Raw genomic sequence first — 15,732 nt, 5'->3', positions numbered from 1 at the left:
GGCGTAGCGTCTTGGAACTATTCCCGCACCTGCGGGTCGAGGTAGCGCTGTCTTTGGTGAGCCGGGAAAACCGCGGGGTCAGGCGGTTTGCGCCAGGCCCTGCTCACCGGCGCGCTTTAGCCAGCGGTCTACCGCTTCGGCGAGCGCATCGATGGGCTGGGTGGCGTCCAGTGCCAGTGTGAGCGGCTCGCCATGTGGCGATTCGAGGGCAGCAAACTGGCTGTCGATGAGGCTGGCCGGCATGAAGTGCCCAGGGCGCGCCAGCACGCGTTTTTCGGCCTCGGCGGGCGACAGTTCGAGAAATACGAACACCAGCCCTGGCATGGCATCGCGCAGGGTATCGCGGTAGCGGCGCTTGAGCGCCGAGCAGGTCAGTATCGGGCGTTCCCCGGCCTGGGTGGTGGCCTGCAACTCCTGGCCTAGGCGCACCAGCCAGCCGGCACGGTCGCTGTCGTCCAGCGGGATGCCAGCGCTCATCTTGCGGATGTTTTCGGCAGGGTGAAAAGCGTCGCCTTCAATCAGGCGGCCGCCGCTTCTGGCAGCAATGGCAGCGCCGATGCAGCTTTTGCCGCAACCGGCCACGCCCATTACCACGATGGCGGACAGGGGAGAATTCATCAGTACCTCCTGCGGGGTGAGATAGCGCTGTCTCGTCGCCGACGAACAGCCACCTCCCCGGTGTTATTGGTCTTGTCCTTACGCAGTATGGACGCTTGATAGCGCGCGCGCGGTGGCTGCCGCCAAAGATTACATTGCCTGCGTCCTGAGACAGCGCTACCTTAGTGGCCGTTCCCTCTCCTTGCAAGTAGTAAAATTACAACATCCATGACCCGCACCGGCTCCCGTACTACAGGTCGTCCAACCCTGGCAGAAGTTGCCAGGCTTTCCGGGGTTTCCCCCATCACCGCTTCGCGCGCCTTGCGCGGGGTCAGCACGGTTGCGCCAGAGCTGGTCGAGAAGGTCGTCGCTGCAGCGGCGAGCCTGGGCTATGTGGCCAACCCGGCAGCCCGCGCCTTGGCCTCGGCTCGCAGCCAGTCGGTGGTGGTGTTGATCCCGTCGCTGTCCAACCAGCTGTTCATCGACACCCTGGAAGCCATTCACGAGGTCATGCGCCCGCGTGGGCTCGAGGTGCTGATCGGCAACTATCACTACGACCTTGCCGAAGAAGAAAACCTGATCCGTAATTACCTGGCCTACCAGCCCTGCGGCATGCTGTTGACCGGTTTCGAGCGCAGCGACGCGGCGCGGCAGATGTTGACCGCCAGCGGTGTGCCGTGTGTGCACATGATGGAACTCAATGGCGAGCCAGGGGCATTGTCGGTCGGTTTTTCGCAGCAGCAGGCCGGGCGCGCCGCGGCCCGGCACTTGATCGAGCGCGGGCGCAAACGCCTGGCGTTCATTGCCGCGCAGCTCGACCCACGGGTGATGCAGCGGGCCGAAGGTTTCCGCCAGGCGTTGGCTGAGGCCGGTTTGCAGGCGGCCGAGCTGGAGGTACTGGCGCCGCAGCCTTCATCCATTGCCCTGGGCAGTGTGCTGTTCAGCCAGTTGCTGCAGCAGGCGCCAGATGTCGACGGTATCTTCTTCTGCAACGACGACCTGGCGCAGGGGGCGGTGCTGCAGGCATTGCGCCAAGGGGTGGAAGTGCCCCGCCAGGTGGCGATGGTGGGGTTCAACGACTTGCCGGCGTCGGCCCACATGGTGCCGCGCCTGACCTCGATTCGCACGCCCCGGGCAGCCGTTGGGCGTGGCGCGGCGCAGGCGCTGCTGGCGTTGCTCGATGGCAAGCGGGTGGCGGATACGCAGCAGGATCTGGGCTTTGAGCTGATGGTGCGCGAGAGTTCGTAGCGGGAGCCCGTAGCTGTGCAGGCGTTCTGTCCTATTAATGTAGTAATCCTAAAGTGATAGCACTGTGCTTGCACGGCGCCAACGGCGATCTATGCTCAGGACACCGCGCATAAAGGAGCCCGGCGTCATGTTCGATTTCCATCGCAAATCCGATTTGGTTGAGATCCAGCGCACTCACCAGGCCTTGAGCGGCACGCAAGCCAAATTGGCGGCGATCAGCCGTTCGATGGCGATGATCGAGTTCGCCCCGGATGGCACCATCCTCGATGCCAACGAGCGTTTCTGCCAGGCCATGGGCTATAGCGCCGACGAACTGCGTGGCAAGCATCACCGGGTGTTTTGCGAGCCGGGCTACGCGCAAAGTGCCGAGTACCAACAATTGTGGCGCGAATTGGGCCAAGGCAAGGCCATCAGCGGTACATTCGAACGCCTCGACAAGGCCGGCCGTGAGGTCTGGTTGGAGGCCAGTTACATGCCGGTGCTGGATGAGCACCGCCAAGTCACCAGTGTGATCAAGGTGGCAGCGGACATCAGCCAGCGGGTGGTGCTGGAGCACGAGAGCGAGAGCCTGCTCAAGGCCATCAGCCGCTCCATGGCGGTGATCGAGTTCACCCCGCAAGGCCGCGTGATCAAGGCCAACCAGAACTTCCTCGATACCATGGGCTATCGCCTGGACGAGGTAGTCGGCCGCCATCACGGGCTGTTTTGCCTGCCGCAGGAGCGCGAGTCGGCTGAGTACCGCGAGTTCTGGGCATCGCTCAACCGCGGCGAGTACCATTCGCACCGCTTCGAGCGCATCAACAAGCAGGGCCAGATGGTCTATCTGGAGGCCTCTTACAACCCGATATTCGACAGCAAGGGCCGCTTGTACAAAGTGGTGAAGTTCGCCAGTGACATCACCCGCCAGGTCAGCACGCAGCAAACCGCCGCCGATGCCGCCCATGCCAGTTCCATGCAGACCGATGCCTGCGCACGCAAGGGCACCGAGGTGGTACAGCAGACGGTGCAGGTAATCGAGCAGATTTCCCATGAGCTGAACGACGCTGCCCGCAGCATCGACGCGGTCAGCAAGCAATCGGATGTAATCGGTCAGATCGTGCTGACCATACGTGGAATTGCCGACCAGACCAACCTGTTGGCCCTGAACGCGGCCATCGAGGCGGCCCGCGCCGGTGAGCACGGGCGAGGTTTTGCCGTGGTGGCCGACGAGGTGCGCAACCTGGCGGCGCGGACCAGCAAGGCAACCCTGGAAATCGTCGACGTTGTACGGCAGAACCACGACCTGTCACTGCTGGCGGTGGCCAGCATGCAATCGAGTTTGACCCGCACCGGTCATGGGGTTGCGCTGGCCAATGAGGCCGGTACGGTGATCATGGAAATCCAGCAGGGCTCACGGCACGTGGTGGATGCGATCAGCCAGATCAGCTCGACGTTGCAATTGCATTGAGCGCATCCTTCAGTTCGTTCAGCAGGGCCTGCAGGCTGATTTGCAGCCGTTCACGTTCGACAGCCGTTGGCAGGCCCCGCGCATGAGCGTTCTCGATGGCTTCGCAATCCTTCACCACGCCGCGCACCCTGATCATCTTCGCGCCACCCTTGATTCGGTGAGCCAGGGTACGCACGTCCTCATCGGCGGCCCCGGGCGCCAGCGCCCGCAAGGCGGCCAGGTCCTCGCCAACGCTGATTGACAGCTGTTCCAGCAGATGACGCGTCAGTTGCTTGTCGTCCTGGGTGAGGTGGCGCAACTCAGCCAGGTTGAAGCCGCTACTGTGCAGTGGCGTTTCTTGGGCGCCGCGGGCCTGGGGGAGATGGGCCTTGAGTGTGTGCAGGCCGATCGGCTTGAACAGGCACTCGTCCATGCCGCTGGCCAGGCAACGGTCACGCTCTTCGGCCTGGGCATTGGCAGTCACGCCGAGGATCTGGCACGCCGGCAGGTCGCGTTCGGCTTCAAGGCTGCGAATGCGACGGGTGAGTTCGTGGCCGTCCATGACCGGCATGCTGCAATCGGTGATCACCAGGTCGAAACGCGCTGCCTGCCAGCGCTCCAGGGCAATCTGGCCGTTGTCTGCCAAGGTCACGTGATGGCCCAAGGTGTGCAGTTGCCGCTCCAGCAATAGAAGGTTGGCCGGGTAGTCGTCGACAACCAGGATTTCCAACGGGCCAGTGCTGCGTTCCGCTACCGGGTCCAGTTGCTGTGCGGGCTCTGGTGCTGGGCAGGTTGGCAATTGCAGGCTGACCTGTACCTTGGTGCCAACGCCTTCGACGCTTTGCAGGCTCAAGCTGCCACCCATCAGTTCGGCAAAGGTGCGGCTGATGACCAATCCCAGGCCCGCCCCTTGGTGGGTTCGCGGGCCGTCAGCCTGAACGAAGGCGTGGAACAGCCGGGCCTGATCAAGTGGGCTGATGCCGATGCCGGTGTCGCGCACAGACAGTTCAACTGGCAGGCGGCTTTGCCCATCGGCTGGGGGCGTCAGCAAGCTGGCCTGGACCTCGCCGCGGTCGGTGAATTTGATGGCGTTGCTGATCAGGTTGGACAGGATCTGTTTGAGTCGCAGCGGGTCTGCCAGCACCCAGACCGGCCCGGCAGGCAGCTCAGCGTGCAGAAGCAAGCCTTTGGCCCGGGCGTTGCCCTCGAAAACCCGCACGGTAGCGCGTACCAGTTCGACCAGGTTTGTGGGCACCGGTTGCAGGGTGATGTGCCCGGACTCGATGCGGGAAATGTCCAGAATATCGCCAATCAGTTCAAGCAGGCCGATGGCCGAGTCATGGGCAGTCTGCAGGGTCTGGGCGTCGCAACGGCCCTCGCGGCTGTCTTCCAGGGCCAACTCCAGCAGGCCGATCACGGCATTCATCGGGGTGCGGATTTCATGGCTCATGGTGGCCAGGAAGGTACTTTTGGTTTGACTGGCTTGTTCGGCGTCGTCCTTTGCCTGACGCAGCTGTTCGAGCAGGCCTCGGCTCAGGGCCAGCTGAGCTTGCAGCGCGTGTTGGGCCTCGGTGCGCTGATTGATCAGTTTGCGCAGGTAGCTGTTCCAGAACACCACGCCTGCCAGCAGCAGGGCCGACAACACCAGTACCTGCAAGGCCAGTGTGCGGTAATCGCGCCAAGCGCTGTCGCTGACCAGGGTGCTGGTGCGCCAGCGATTGGCCAGCTGGTCGAGCTCTTCGGGTGGAATGCTCAGCAGCGCCTTGTCGAGAATGGCCTGGAGCTGCGGCTGGTCCGCAGCCACGGCGAAGGCCGCAATGGCCGGGTCTTCATCCAGTACGCTGGCGATGCGCAAGCGGCCCTTGAAAACATGGCTGATGTAGTAGGCGGCATTGATGTGGCTGGCAAGGGCCACATCGGCAGCCCCCCCGGCCAGGGCCTCCATGAGGCCGAGCGGGTTGTCCACTTCGACCAGCCTGGCTTGCGGATAGCGCTGTTGCAGCAGTGCCCTCTGCGGCGAGCCGCGTACCAAGGCGATGCGCTGGCCATCCAGCGTTTTGGTTTGTGCGGGGTAAGTGCTGTCGCTGCGCGTAACCAGTACGCGTGGGCTGACCAGGTAGGGGCGGGTATAGCGCAGCTGTTTCGAGCGCTCCGCGCCGTAGCCCAGGGCGCCGATCATGTGTGCATCGCCGCGGACCAGGCGCTCGACCATCGCCTGCGCCGAATCGCTTTCGACCGGGCGGAACTGTAGCCCGGTACGCAATGAAATCTGTTTCAGCAGGTCAAGGGTGATGCCGGTTGGGCGGTGTTCGGCGTCGTTGAACGTCAATGGCGCCAGCGAAGTGTTGACCAATACATCGATGTAGGGGTGGGCTGCGATCCAGGCTTTTTCTTCGCTGCTCAAGTCAGTGAGGTGGCGCTGCAACAGCAGGCTGGTGTTGCCACTGCTCCAGCGGCGCAGGATGTTAAGGCGCTCGCTTTCGCTTATGCGGGCCAGCGCCATGTCGACCAGCCGATGCAAGCGAGGGTTGTCGCTGGCCAAGGCAAATGCAAATGCGCCAGCCGGAACCTGACAGAAGTGGTCGATTCTCAGCGTGCCTTGATAGTTCTTGCCAATCGTGAAGTCGGTGCTGATGGCATCGCCCAGGTACGCATCGGCCTCGCCCAGATCGACGGCTGCCAACCCGGCAAGGGTCGAGCGGTACAAGCTTAACTGCGCTTTTGGATACAGACCGCGTACGGTGCTGGCCGGCAGGTAGTGATCGACCATGGCCAGGCGCAAGCCGGCGAGGTCGGGTTGGTTCTTCAGGCTGCTCCCCTCGCGTGTGACGATGACCGGCAGGTCGTCTGCATACGGCGTGCTCAGTTCAAGCTCGGCATCTGCCGCCTCGAAGGCATTGGAGCTGCCCAGAAGGTCAATACTGCCCTCCCGCAACGCGGCGATGGCTTCGTGGCGGCTATCGAATCGGCGCACCTCGACGTGTATGCCCAGCAGTTCGGCAATGATACCTGCGTAGTCTGCACTGATCCCTTCGTAGTCCTGTTGGCTGGCGTTCAATTCGAACGGTGGATAGTCGGGCCGCGAACTGCCTAGCACCAGGTATTGACGTCGCTGCAGCCAGGCCCGGTCTTCGCTGGACAGTTGCAGTGGGGCTGCTGCGCTGACAGAGCGCGCCAGCAGTTGCCGAGCTTCGCTGCGGGCCAGCAGCGCGGTGGGGGCGGCCAGGCCGATGGCCAGGAGCATGCACGCCAGCAGGCGCTTCATGGCGGCCGAACGCTCAGTAGACGCTGTTGCGTTTGGCCAGGTCGACCATCTCGACCAGAGATTCGGTTTTGAGCTTTTCCATGATCCGGCCTCGGTAGGTGCTGATGGTCTTGGCACTCAGATTCATGCGGGTACCGATATTCTTGTTGTTTTCACCGCGCGCCAGGCGCCGCAGCACCTCCATTTCACGGTTCGACAGGCTGGCAAGGCGCACCGGTTCGCTTTCCAGCGAGTTGCTGTTGACCGACATTTGCGGGAAGGTCGAATAGCCTTTGACCAGCGCCTTGAGGGCGAACAGCAGTGCTTCGTGGTCTTCTTCCTTGGTGACGAAGGCGCCGATGCCGGCATCCAGGCAACGCCGTACGTACAGGTCAGTGGCTTGGCCCGTCAGCACCATGATCTTGGGCACCGGCTCAAGGCTTTGCAGGCGTTTGATCACTTCCATGCCATCCAGACCGGGCAGGCCAATATCGAGCACGACTACATCCGGGCGCAGATCGCGGGCTACCTGAGCCACTTCGCTGCCGTTACCCACCTCACCGACAACATGAAAGCGTTCACGCTCGAGCAGTAGGCGCAAGGACAGTCGGACAATGGGGTGGTCGTCGACGATCAGCACGGTTGTCATGTGGAAAACTCCTGTCGGGATGTGGTCCGCTTCCTGGATCACTCCGGAATACGTCTGCAAGTGGGTTAATCGGAAGCGCTGCAAGATACGACCAATCCCGAAGTTTGGTAATGCCGAGTATAGAAGTGTTGATAATCCGCGTGCTTGTTGTGGAAAAATCCTACAAGAAGCGTGAAAGACATCACCCCGAGAAAGCGGCGATGTCTGTTTGGAAGGGCGTCAGGCGCAGGTGGCGTGCGCTTTGTTCACACGCTGGGTGGCGGCGGGGTTATTGGCCAGCGCCTGACCGACACGCGTCGGCCGGGGCACTAGCTGGCCGGCGCAGTTCGGGCAGCGGCCTTGCAGGCGTGTGTCGGCGCAGGCACGGCAGAAGGTGCATTCGAAGGAGCAGATCAGCGCATCGGGGCTGTCGCCCGGCAGGTCAGTATCGCAGCACTCGCAGTTGGGGCGTAATTCCAGCATGGGCGTGACTCCTGTTCGCAGGCGGGAACCCGGAGTCTGCTACGCGGGCGGCAATACTGGCAATGCTCAGTCCCCAGGGCGGTACAGGTGGGCATGCCCGGCACGGTACAAGGCCGATTCGGCGAAGGGGGTATCCCCTAGCACATGGCCTACCAGGATCAGCGCCGTGCGGCGAAAATCTTTGGCTGCGACGCGTTCGACGATATCGCCAAGGGTGCCGCGCACCCAGTCCTGGTCCGGCCAGGTGGCACGATGTACCACCGCCACCGGGCAGTGCGCACCGTAGTGCGGCAGCAGTTCTTCGACGATCCGCGAGAGGTGTTTGACCCCGAGGTGAATCGCCAAGGTGCTGCCGTGGCGCGCCAGGTCGCCCAGTTGCTCCCCAGGTGGCATGGGTGAACTGTCGCCATAGCGAGTGAGTATCACCGTCTGCGCCACCTGTGGCAGGGTCAGTTCGCAGCCAAGTAGCGCCGCGCTGGCCGCCGTGGCGGTGACCCCGGGGATGATCTGGTAATCGATGCCCAGCGCCTGCAGGTGGCGGATCTGTTCACCGATGGCGCCGTACAGGCTGGGGTCGCCGCTGTGTACACGGGCCACGTCCTGGCCTTGTTCGTGCGCGCTGCACATGGCGGCGATGATCTGTTCCAGGTGCAGCTCGGCACTGTTGATCACGATCTGGGCCTTGTGGCCTTCGAGCACGGCAGCAGGTACCAGTGAGCCGGCATAGATGATCACTGGGCACTGGCGAATCAGCCGTTGGCCTTTGACCGTGATCAGTTCAGGGTCGCCGGGGCCGGCACCGATGAAGTACACCGTCATGGAAAGTCCTTGCAGGAAAGAGGAGCGAAATGTTCAGCAGGCCAGGGCCAGGGTCGCCGGGCCCAGTACCTGGCGGGTCAGCAGTAACCCGGCGGTGCAGCCGGGCCGCTGGCTGGCCAACGCCAGTGCCGCGCTCTCGGCCACGCCCCAGCAGCCGCTGTGGGCATGGGCTGTGGCAGAGCGGTGGCTGAGCAGCGGCTCAAAGGCTTGCAGTTGTGCGCTATGGTACAGCACCAAGGGCAAGCCAAGGCGTTCGGCCAGTTGCTGCAAGCCGGGTTCGTCGGCCTTGAGGCTGATGCTGGCAATGCCGCGCAGGTCGGCAAGCACCAGGCCCTGGCTAGCCAAGGCTTGGTGCAGCAGGGTCTGCAATGTATCCACCGGGCAACCTCGGCGGCAGCCGAAGCCGGCGTAGAAGGCCGGCATCAGGCCTGGCTGGAACGGCGGAACAGCCATGCACTGAGCAGGCCCAAGGCCACCCAGAATGCAGCGTTGGTCAGCCAGGAGGCCATCTTGAACTGAGTCTCCAGTGCTGCGGGGGCCAGGCTTTCATGCACGTCGGGCTGTGGCGCGCCGATCACATGGGGGATTATCAACAACACGGCGCCCAGCGCCTTCAACAGCCAGTGCCGGGCGAACACCAGCAAGGCCAGGCCAAGGGCGGTGGCGCTGGCCGTGCCAATCCACCAGGCCTGGCGTTGCCCCAGGTCGGCGGCAGCGGTGCCGGGCAGTTCCGGTGGCAGCCCCAACGTTGGCGCCAGACAGAACACGGCGAAACCGGCCAGGCCCCACAGCACACCGGTGCCGGCACGCTGCGGTTCGCGCAGGCTGTAGAGGGCGGCGAGGATCAGGGCGAAGCCGACCGCAACCACCAGGTTGCCACCGGTGGTGGACAGCACCCGCTGCCAGCCGTCTTCCGGCGACCAGGCGTCGGCGCTGTGCTCATGGGCGGCCACTTCGCCGCCATGTTCGTGGTGTGCGGCCGGGGCCGAGGATTCGTAGGTTTCCGCCTCAAGAATCAGCGGGGCGACCCAGAAGCTTTGCAGCAGGGTCAGCAGCAGGGCCGCAAGCAGCCCGCTGAAGCCCGCGGTACGGGCAATGCGCGTGATCATCAGGCGTACTCAGTGGCAGGGGAAGGCGGCGCTGTGGCGGGTGTCGTGAGCGGCGTTGTGCACGGCCTCGATGTGCGAAAAACCGGCGAAGTACACCAGGCACAGGCCCAGCAGGCTTGCGCCAACGGCAATGACGATGCGCTGGCTGAGGGTGACGGGGGTGGCAAGGCTGTGTGGCTTGGCGCTGGTGACGGGCATGACGCGTTCCTCTGCTTTTTGTGGGCAACGGGCAAGCGCGGCATCCCTGATGCGTGGCCGCCCAGGGGAATGCAACAGCGCCCGCCCACCGCGGGGTGTTCATGAACGCCAGGCCGGTCTCCGGGCTTGCGAGGAGGAGCAGGGCTCCTGAAAAGCGTCACCTTCCCATGCCGGACTACAAGGCACAGTGGCACAGACGCTTCACTCGCTTACCGTTGCGGGGGCAGCACCGGGCTTGTCCGGCCCTGATGGAGGGCCTGCGACGCACCGGTTTCCCGTTTCACCCCCTGGGGGGCACCTGAACGTGAGGCATAAGGAGAGCATGGGGCGGGGTTTGCGTCAATTGCCATGTGTGCGAGTGACTGCCGTGCTCAGGGTGAAAGTTTGCCCAATCATTGTGGGCGCGGGCTCGCCCGCGAACACCGGCAAAGCCGGTGCCATCCACCGCATCTGCCTGATTCGCGGGCTTGCCCGCTCCCACTGAGGTCCGCGCTAAACCCAAAGGATGTTTTCAGAAGTCATACGCCAACTTGGTGTACCAGTACCCGCCACCTGGATGAAACGGCGGGTTGCCGTAGGCCGCCTGGTTGCCGTTGGCGTTGTACACGCCGTTCTTGTCGGGCCGTACATTGAAGATGTTGGTGCCGCCCAGGCTGACGGTCAAGCTGTCGAACAGCAGGTACGACAGGTCCAGGTCGGTAATCCACTTGGCGCCGAAGGTGCGGTCCTGGGCCTGATTCTGCTGCCAGGTTTCGACCTTGCCGTAGCGGGTGGTCTGCAAGGTGCCGGTGAAGTTACCCAGCAACCACTGACTGCCCAGTACCCATTTGGTTTTCGGCGAGGCCGCCACCAGGTCACCTTCGCGGCCATGGCCGACCACCTCGATACCGGCTGCCGCCAGCGCTGCGGGCGTGCCCCGGCTGCCGCGCACAGTGGTCTTGTTCCAGTTGAAGCCCAAGGTCCAGCGCACATCGCCCCAGGCACCGAATTCGCTGGTGTGGTCACCTACCAGGTCGAGGCCGCGGGTACGGGTGTCGAAGGCATTGGTGTAGTAGTTGATCCAGGTGGTGCGTGCCAGGCCCAGTGCTTGGAGCATATCGCCAATGGCACCGGCACCGTTCTGCCGGTCGTAGAGGTTTTCGGTCAACAGGATGCGGTCGTCGATGTCGATCAGGTAGGTGTCCAGGGTGACACTGGTACGGCGCGCCGGTTGCCAGGTCAGGCCCAGGCCGGCGTTGCGCGATTTCTCCGGGTCGAGCTTGTCGCCGCCGAATGCCAGCGCCGCGGCACTGCCAGGCGCCACGGTGCGGCGCAAGGCCGGCACCACATTGCCGTCAGCGTCCAGCGCGGTGCGGTTGTCGCTGACCGTATAGCCGCTCTGGGTCAGCGACGGGGCACGGAAACCGCTGCCCAAAGTGCCGCGGATTGCCACGGTTTCGCTCAGTTCATAGCGTGAATTGAGCTTGAAGCTGGCGGTGTTGCCCGAGTTGTCGTCGTAGTGCTCGAAGCGCGCGGCGGTGCCCAGGTACCAGCGCGGGGTCAGGTCCAGGCCGAGGTCGATGTAGGCGGCATAGTTGTTGCGCTTCACATCGGCCTCGTCTTCCGGGCGGATGGTCAGCGCAGCCTGGGCGCCCACGGCGGTCTGGCCGTTGGCCAGCGCGTAGAGCGGGTTGGGGCGCCCGTCGGCCAGGGTGGCCGGGTAAGTGTAGGGCCCGACGCCGTAGGCGACGGGGTCGCCGGCGAAGGTCTGGAACCGCTCCCAACGGTGTTCCAGGCCCGCCGAGACGCGGGTTGGTACGGCCAGGCCAAACACGCGATCAAAAGCGCGGGTGATGTCCAGGTTGTTTACCCACTGGTCGAACTGCAAAGTCGCCAGGTCATCGAACGAGGTTGGCGAGGCCGGGCCGTAGGTAGGGTTGATGGTGAGGTCGCTGGACTGCTGGTTCTTGTTGCGCCCGTACGTGGTGGACAGGTCCCAGTCCCAGGCACCGGCGGCACCCCGGGTGCCGAGCAGCCACTGGTAGTCGGTGTCTTTGATGTTGTTGAGCGGGAAGTACCCGTCGGGGAACAACTCGGGGATCGAGGCGTTGCTGTTGGGCAGTCGATAGTTGTTGAAGGCTTCGAGCTTGCGCTCGGCATAGGTGGCGAACGAATACAGTTTCAGGTCGTCGCTGATGGGCAGTTCGGCGTTGTAACCGAGGTTGAAGGCGCGCAGGTCGGGGTCGCCGTTCTTCACAGCGCGGTGGTCCCAGGCGGCCTGGCGGTCGTCCTCGAAGTAGGCCCGGTAACCAGGGTCGGCTTTGTCGATCCAGTTGGCGGTGCCGCGCTTGCGTGCCTCCCCCGACAGGTGCAGGAAACCGCCGTCACCCAGGCCGAAACCCTGGTCGCCAGCCAGCTTGATGGTTTCGCCCTGGCCGCTGTACAGCTGGCCATAGCTGCTTTCGTAATGGCCGCCACTGCTGGCGCTTTTGAGGATGATGTTGATCACCCCGGCTACCGCATCCGAGCCGTACTGAGCCGCCGCGCTGTCTTTGAGGACTTCGATGTGCGACACCGCGCTGACCGGGATCATGTCGATATCCACGGCGTTGGCACCGCTGTTGTCCGTCGAGCCGCTGGCCGGCACGGCGCTGTTGTGGCGGCGTTTGCCATTGACCAGTACCAAGGTGTAGGCCGGGCCCAGGCCGCGGTTGCTCAGCGGCCGCACGCCAGACTGGAAACCGGCGATGTTGGTGCCGAAGTTGAACGAGGGCAGCAGTTTGGAAATGGCCTCGGACAGCTCGGCACGGCCGGTGCGCAGCAACTGTTCGTTGCTGATCACGTCGATGGGGGCCGGGCTGTCGGCGACGGTGCGCTGGTTGCCACGCATGCCAGTGGAGATCACCGTGACAGTGTCCAGGCGTTGGTCTTCGGTGGTTGCAGCAGCGTCGGCGAACGGGGTGAGCAGGCAGGCCAGGGGCAGGGCGAAAAGCGGTGTTCTAGACATCATGTCCTCGGAATACGGTGGAGCACGCAGGCGAATAGGCGCCAGGCTCTGACAGGGCTGGCGTAGGGTGTTTGGGAAAGTGTTTGCCTGCACCGGCCTCTTCGCGGGCATGCCCGCTCCCACAGGAATTGCACAGGCCTTGAGGTCAGTGATTTTCCTGTGGGAGCGGGCTCGTCGAGGCGTCGAACCGCCGCGAAGAGGCCGGTGCTGCGAGTCGGGATCTAGGCTGTGCGGGTGCTGCGTCCAGCCTCATGCTGTTCTACCAACGCCCGAATACGGGGAATGAGGTCCTGCCCGTATTCCACCGCATCGCGCAGTTGGTCGAACCCACGGAACAGGAAGGTAGTAACCCCCAGCTCGTAGTAGGCCAGTGCGGCCTCGGCCACCTGGTCTGCAGTGCCTACCAGCGAGGTGGAGTTACCTGCACCACCGCCCAACGCCGCAATCTCGGTCCACAGCCGGGTGTCATGCACCTTGCGCTGGCTGGCCAGCTGCACCAGGCGTTCGGAGCCGGCGTTGCTCTTGCCGAAGTTTTTCTCGCGGCGATTGCCCTGGCGGATACCGATGCGCGCTTGGGCATCGGCCAGAATACGTTCGGCGCGGGCCCAGGCTTCTGCCTCGGTACCGCCCAGAATCGGTCGCAACGACAGGCTGAAGCGGATGTGCTTCTCGCGCCCGTAGCGGGCGGCGGCCTTGCGCACCTTGGCGATGCGCTCGCGCACCTGCTCCAGCGGTTCGCCCCACATCATGTAGACGTCGGCGTGCTTGGCGGCCACTTCGACCGCGGCGTCTGACGCACCGGAGAAGTAGATGGGCAAATGCTGCACCGGTTTGACCAAGGTCAGGTTGTCTTCAACGCGGTAGTGAGTGCCCTGGTGGTCGAAAGGCTCCTGGCGGGTCCAGGTGTCGCGCAGTACCTGCAGGTATTCATCCGTGCGGGCATAACGGGCATCCTTGTCGAGGAAGTCGCCATCGCGCTGCAGGTCGCCGCTGTCGCCCCCGGTGATGACATTGATCGAGGCTCGGCCACGGCTCAGCTGGTCGAGGGTGGCGAACTGGCGGGCAGCGAAGGTTGGCGCCTGGAAGCCCGGGCGGTGGGCGACCAGCAGGCCGATGCGCTCGGTCAGTGCTGCCACGTAGCTGGCCAGGATCATAGAGTCCGGCGCACTGGTGTTGACCGCCAGCAATGCCTTGTCGAAGCCGCCATATTCCTGGGCCTGGGAGAAGGCCTTGATGAACGCCAGATCAACCAGCGGGCCACGGGGTGCTTGGGATTCGCTGCTTTCCTGCGGGCCGATGAGGCCGATGAACTCGAGGCTCATGAAACAAAACTCCTTGTCTGGGGGGGCTCAGGCAAGCGCTGCCTGGTTGCGGCGCAGGGTGTTGCGGTTTTCTGGCACGTCGAGGCCAAAATGGCTGCGCAGGGTTGTATCGCTGTACTCACGGCGAACCAGGCCACGGGCTTGCAGCAGCGGCACCACGTGTTCGGTGAAGTACTGCAGGCCGTCAGGTAGCAATGAGTTGATGATGAAGCCGTCGGCAGCCCCGTTTTCAAACCAGTGCTGCAAGGCATCGGCAACCTGCTCCGGGGTGCCGACGAAGTCCCTGCGCGGGCGCGAAAAGCGCAGTGCCAGTTCGCGCAGGCTCAGGCTTTCATCCCGGGCCAGCTGCTTGAGCTGGTCCGAGGTGCCTTTGTGGCTGTCGTTGCCCAGGGTGCCGAGATCGGGGAAGGGCGCATCCAGATCATGTTGGCTGAAGTCGTAGTCGTTGAAGGGGCGGCCCAGGGCAACCAGGGCATCTTCGATGCTCACCAGGTCGACGGCCTGCTGGTAGCGCTGCTCGACCTCCTCGACATTGCGGCCGACGATGGGGCGGATGCCGGGCAGGATGAACAGTGCGTCCGGGGCGCGGCCATGGCGTGCGGCTCGCTGTTTGAGGTCCTGGTAATAGGCGTGGGCGTCGTCGAACGATTCCGGGCTGACAAAGATGGCGTCGGCGTTCTGCGCCGCGAAGTTGCGGCCGTCTTCCGACACGCCTGCCTGGAAGATCAGCGGCTGGCCCTGGGGCGAGCGCTGGATGTTCAACGGGCCTTTGACCTTGAAGAACTCACCTTGGTGGCCAAGGGTGTGCAACTTGGCCGGGTCGAAGAACTGGCCGCTGTGCTTGTTGCGGGTAAAGGCGTCGTCTTCCCATGAGTCCCACAGCCCCTTGACCACATCCACATGCTCACGTGCAATCCGGTAACGCACGGCATGCGGCGGGTGTTCAGCCTTGCCGAAGTTGTCAGCGGTGCCGGAAAGCCAGGAGGTCACCACGTTCCAGCCTGCGCGCCCGCCGCTGATCAGGTCCAGCGAAGCGAATTGGCGAGCTACCTGGAACGGCTCGGTGTAGCTGACCGTGACCGTGGCCACCAGGCCGATGTGCTCGGTCACCGCCGCCAGTGCCGAAAGGATGGTCAGCGGCTCGAAACGGTTGAGGTAGTGCGGGCTGGAGCGGGCGTGAATGTGCAGGCTGTCGGCGATGAAGGCGAAGTCGAACTTTGCTGCCTCGGCCAGCTTTGCCTGCTGTTTGTAGAAGCCGAAATTGACGCTGGCATCGGCCAGCGCCTGTGGGTGGCGCCATTCGCCCCAGCCGTGGCCGACGCCATGGATCATGGCGCCCAGGCGGATTTGTCGTTTGCTCATCGGAGTACCTGTGGGTTGTGTTGCAAATGGAATGGGGACAGTCATGCGTCACCTGGCCCGTGGGCGAAGATGAAGCAGGGGTGCGGGTGAGAGAGGTGGCATGCGTGCAAGGCTCCTGGGGTGGTCGTGGTGGACGGCCTCCGCCAGGAAAGGGGTCGGTCTGGAGTGACCTTAGCGGGTGTGGGGCGGGGTTGTGAAAGGCTTTGTTGTTCTATGCTAATTATGAAAAATAAAAATAACAGCAGTTCTTAATGATGCTTAATATGCATTTTGAGTTTGTGGCTGACCTGAGATTGCTGGGGGCGCTTTG

At 63.7% G+C, this 15,732-nt stretch carries 13 protein-coding genes, 1 pseudogene and 1 riboswitch; of the genes and pseudogenes, 3 read left to right on the top strand and 11 right to left on the bottom strand.

Going from position 1 to position 15,732, the window contains the following annotated elements; translation table 11 throughout:
• Positions 1 to 78: 78 nt before the first annotated feature.
• A complete protein-coding gene (locus ACK1VC_RS18465; protein WP_016486719.1) occupies positions 79 to 618 on the bottom strand; it encodes a gluconokinase in 540 nt (179 codons plus the stop codon).
• Positions 619 to 825: 207 nt separating this feature from the next.
• On the opposite strand from ACK1VC_RS18465, the gene ACK1VC_RS18460 reads away from it, so the two are divergent.
• The 3 genes and pseudogenes from ACK1VC_RS18460 to ACK1VC_RS18450 all read left to right on the top strand — a co-directional run bounded on the left by ACK1VC_RS18460 (position 826) and on the right by ACK1VC_RS18450 (position 3,292).
• A complete protein-coding gene (locus tag ACK1VC_RS18460; protein WP_016486720.1) occupies positions 826 to 1,845 on the top strand; it encodes an HTH-type transcriptional regulator GntR in 1,020 nt (339 codons plus the stop codon).
• 91 nt (positions 1,846 to 1,936) lie between these two features.
• Positions 1,937 to 2,755 (top strand): annotated as a pseudogene (locus tag ACK1VC_RS18455) (PAS domain-containing protein); the annotation flags it as partial.
• A gap of 42 nt (positions 2,756 to 2,797) precedes the next feature.
• Positions 2,798 to 3,292, top strand: a complete 495-nt coding sequence (locus tag ACK1VC_RS18450) for a methyl-accepting chemotaxis protein (RefSeq protein ID WP_371262262.1) — start codon at positions 2,798 to 2,800, stop codon at positions 3,290 to 3,292.
• Here the strand turns inward: ACK1VC_RS18450 and ACK1VC_RS18445 are convergent.
• From ACK1VC_RS18445 to ACK1VC_RS18400, 10 genes are all read right to left on the bottom strand, one after another.
• Entirely contained in the window at positions 3,267 to 6,536 is a 3,270-nt protein-coding gene (locus ACK1VC_RS18445; RefSeq protein ID WP_016486722.1) for a transporter substrate-binding domain-containing protein, read from the bottom strand. The two genes, ACK1VC_RS18450 and ACK1VC_RS18445, sit on opposite strands and share 26 nt — an antisense overlap.
• Positions 6,537 to 6,549: 13 nt before the next feature.
• Positions 6,550 to 7,164 carry a response regulator transcription factor gene (locus tag ACK1VC_RS18440; protein WP_016486723.1) on the bottom strand — a complete coding sequence of 205 codons (615 nt, stop codon included), beginning with the start codon at positions 7,162 to 7,164 and terminating at the stop codon, positions 6,550 to 6,552.
• 219 nt (positions 7,165 to 7,383) lie between these two features.
• The gene (locus ACK1VC_RS18435) at positions 7,384 to 7,626 is read right to left on the bottom strand and encodes a DUF1272 domain-containing protein (protein ID WP_016486724.1); all 243 of its coding nucleotides are present in this window, start codon (positions 7,624 to 7,626) and stop codon (positions 7,384 to 7,386) included.
• A gap of 66 nt (positions 7,627 to 7,692) precedes the next feature.
• Positions 7,693 to 8,445 (bottom strand): precorrin-4 C(11)-methyltransferase, encoded by a 753-nt coding sequence (cobM, locus tag ACK1VC_RS18430; RefSeq protein ID WP_191087685.1) that lies wholly within the window; start codon positions 8,443 to 8,445, stop codon positions 7,693 to 7,695.
• 33 nt (positions 8,446 to 8,478) lie between these two features.
• Positions 8,479 to 8,868: a cobalamin biosynthesis protein gene (locus ACK1VC_RS18425; protein ID WP_024717644.1), complete on the bottom strand. Its 390-nt coding sequence runs from the start codon at positions 8,866 to 8,868 to the stop codon at positions 8,479 to 8,481.
• On the bottom strand, positions 8,868 to 9,554 hold the full coding sequence (locus ACK1VC_RS18420; protein WP_016486727.1) for a CbtA family protein: 687 nt from the start codon (positions 9,552 to 9,554) through the stop codon (positions 8,868 to 8,870). The genes ACK1VC_RS18425 and ACK1VC_RS18420 overlap by 1 nt, the downstream gene beginning before the upstream one ends.
• Positions 9,555 to 9,563: 9 nt before the next feature.
• Positions 9,564 to 9,752, bottom strand: a complete 189-nt coding sequence (locus ACK1VC_RS18415) for a CbtB domain-containing protein (protein ID WP_016486728.1) — start codon at positions 9,750 to 9,752, stop codon at positions 9,564 to 9,566.
• A 94-nt stretch (positions 9,753 to 9,846) separates the two neighbouring features.
• A riboswitch (cobalamin riboswitch) is annotated at positions 9,847 to 10,069 on the bottom strand.
• 194 nt (positions 10,070 to 10,263) lie between these two features.
• Positions 10,264 to 12,738, bottom strand: coding sequence for a TonB-dependent receptor plug domain-containing protein (locus ACK1VC_RS18410; protein WP_191087686.1), 2,475 nt, complete (start codon positions 12,736 to 12,738; stop codon positions 10,264 to 10,266).
• Positions 12,739 to 12,959: 221 nt separating this feature from the next.
• The gene (locus tag ACK1VC_RS18405) at positions 12,960 to 14,060 is read right to left on the bottom strand and encodes an LLM class flavin-dependent oxidoreductase (protein WP_191087687.1); all 1,101 of its coding nucleotides are present in this window, start codon (positions 14,058 to 14,060) and stop codon (positions 12,960 to 12,962) included.
• A 27-nt stretch (positions 14,061 to 14,087) separates the two neighbouring features.
• Positions 14,088 to 15,422 (bottom strand): LLM class flavin-dependent oxidoreductase, encoded by a 1,335-nt coding sequence (locus tag ACK1VC_RS18400; protein ID WP_060516412.1) that lies wholly within the window; start codon positions 15,420 to 15,422, stop codon positions 14,088 to 14,090.
• Positions 15,423 to 15,732: the final 310 nt, after the last annotated feature.

It is taken from the genome of Pseudomonas sp. XP2 (assembly GCF_053557975.1).
The sequence above is the reverse complement of the archived record's forward strand: the minus strand, read 5'-3'. Positions and strand labels throughout refer to the sequence as shown.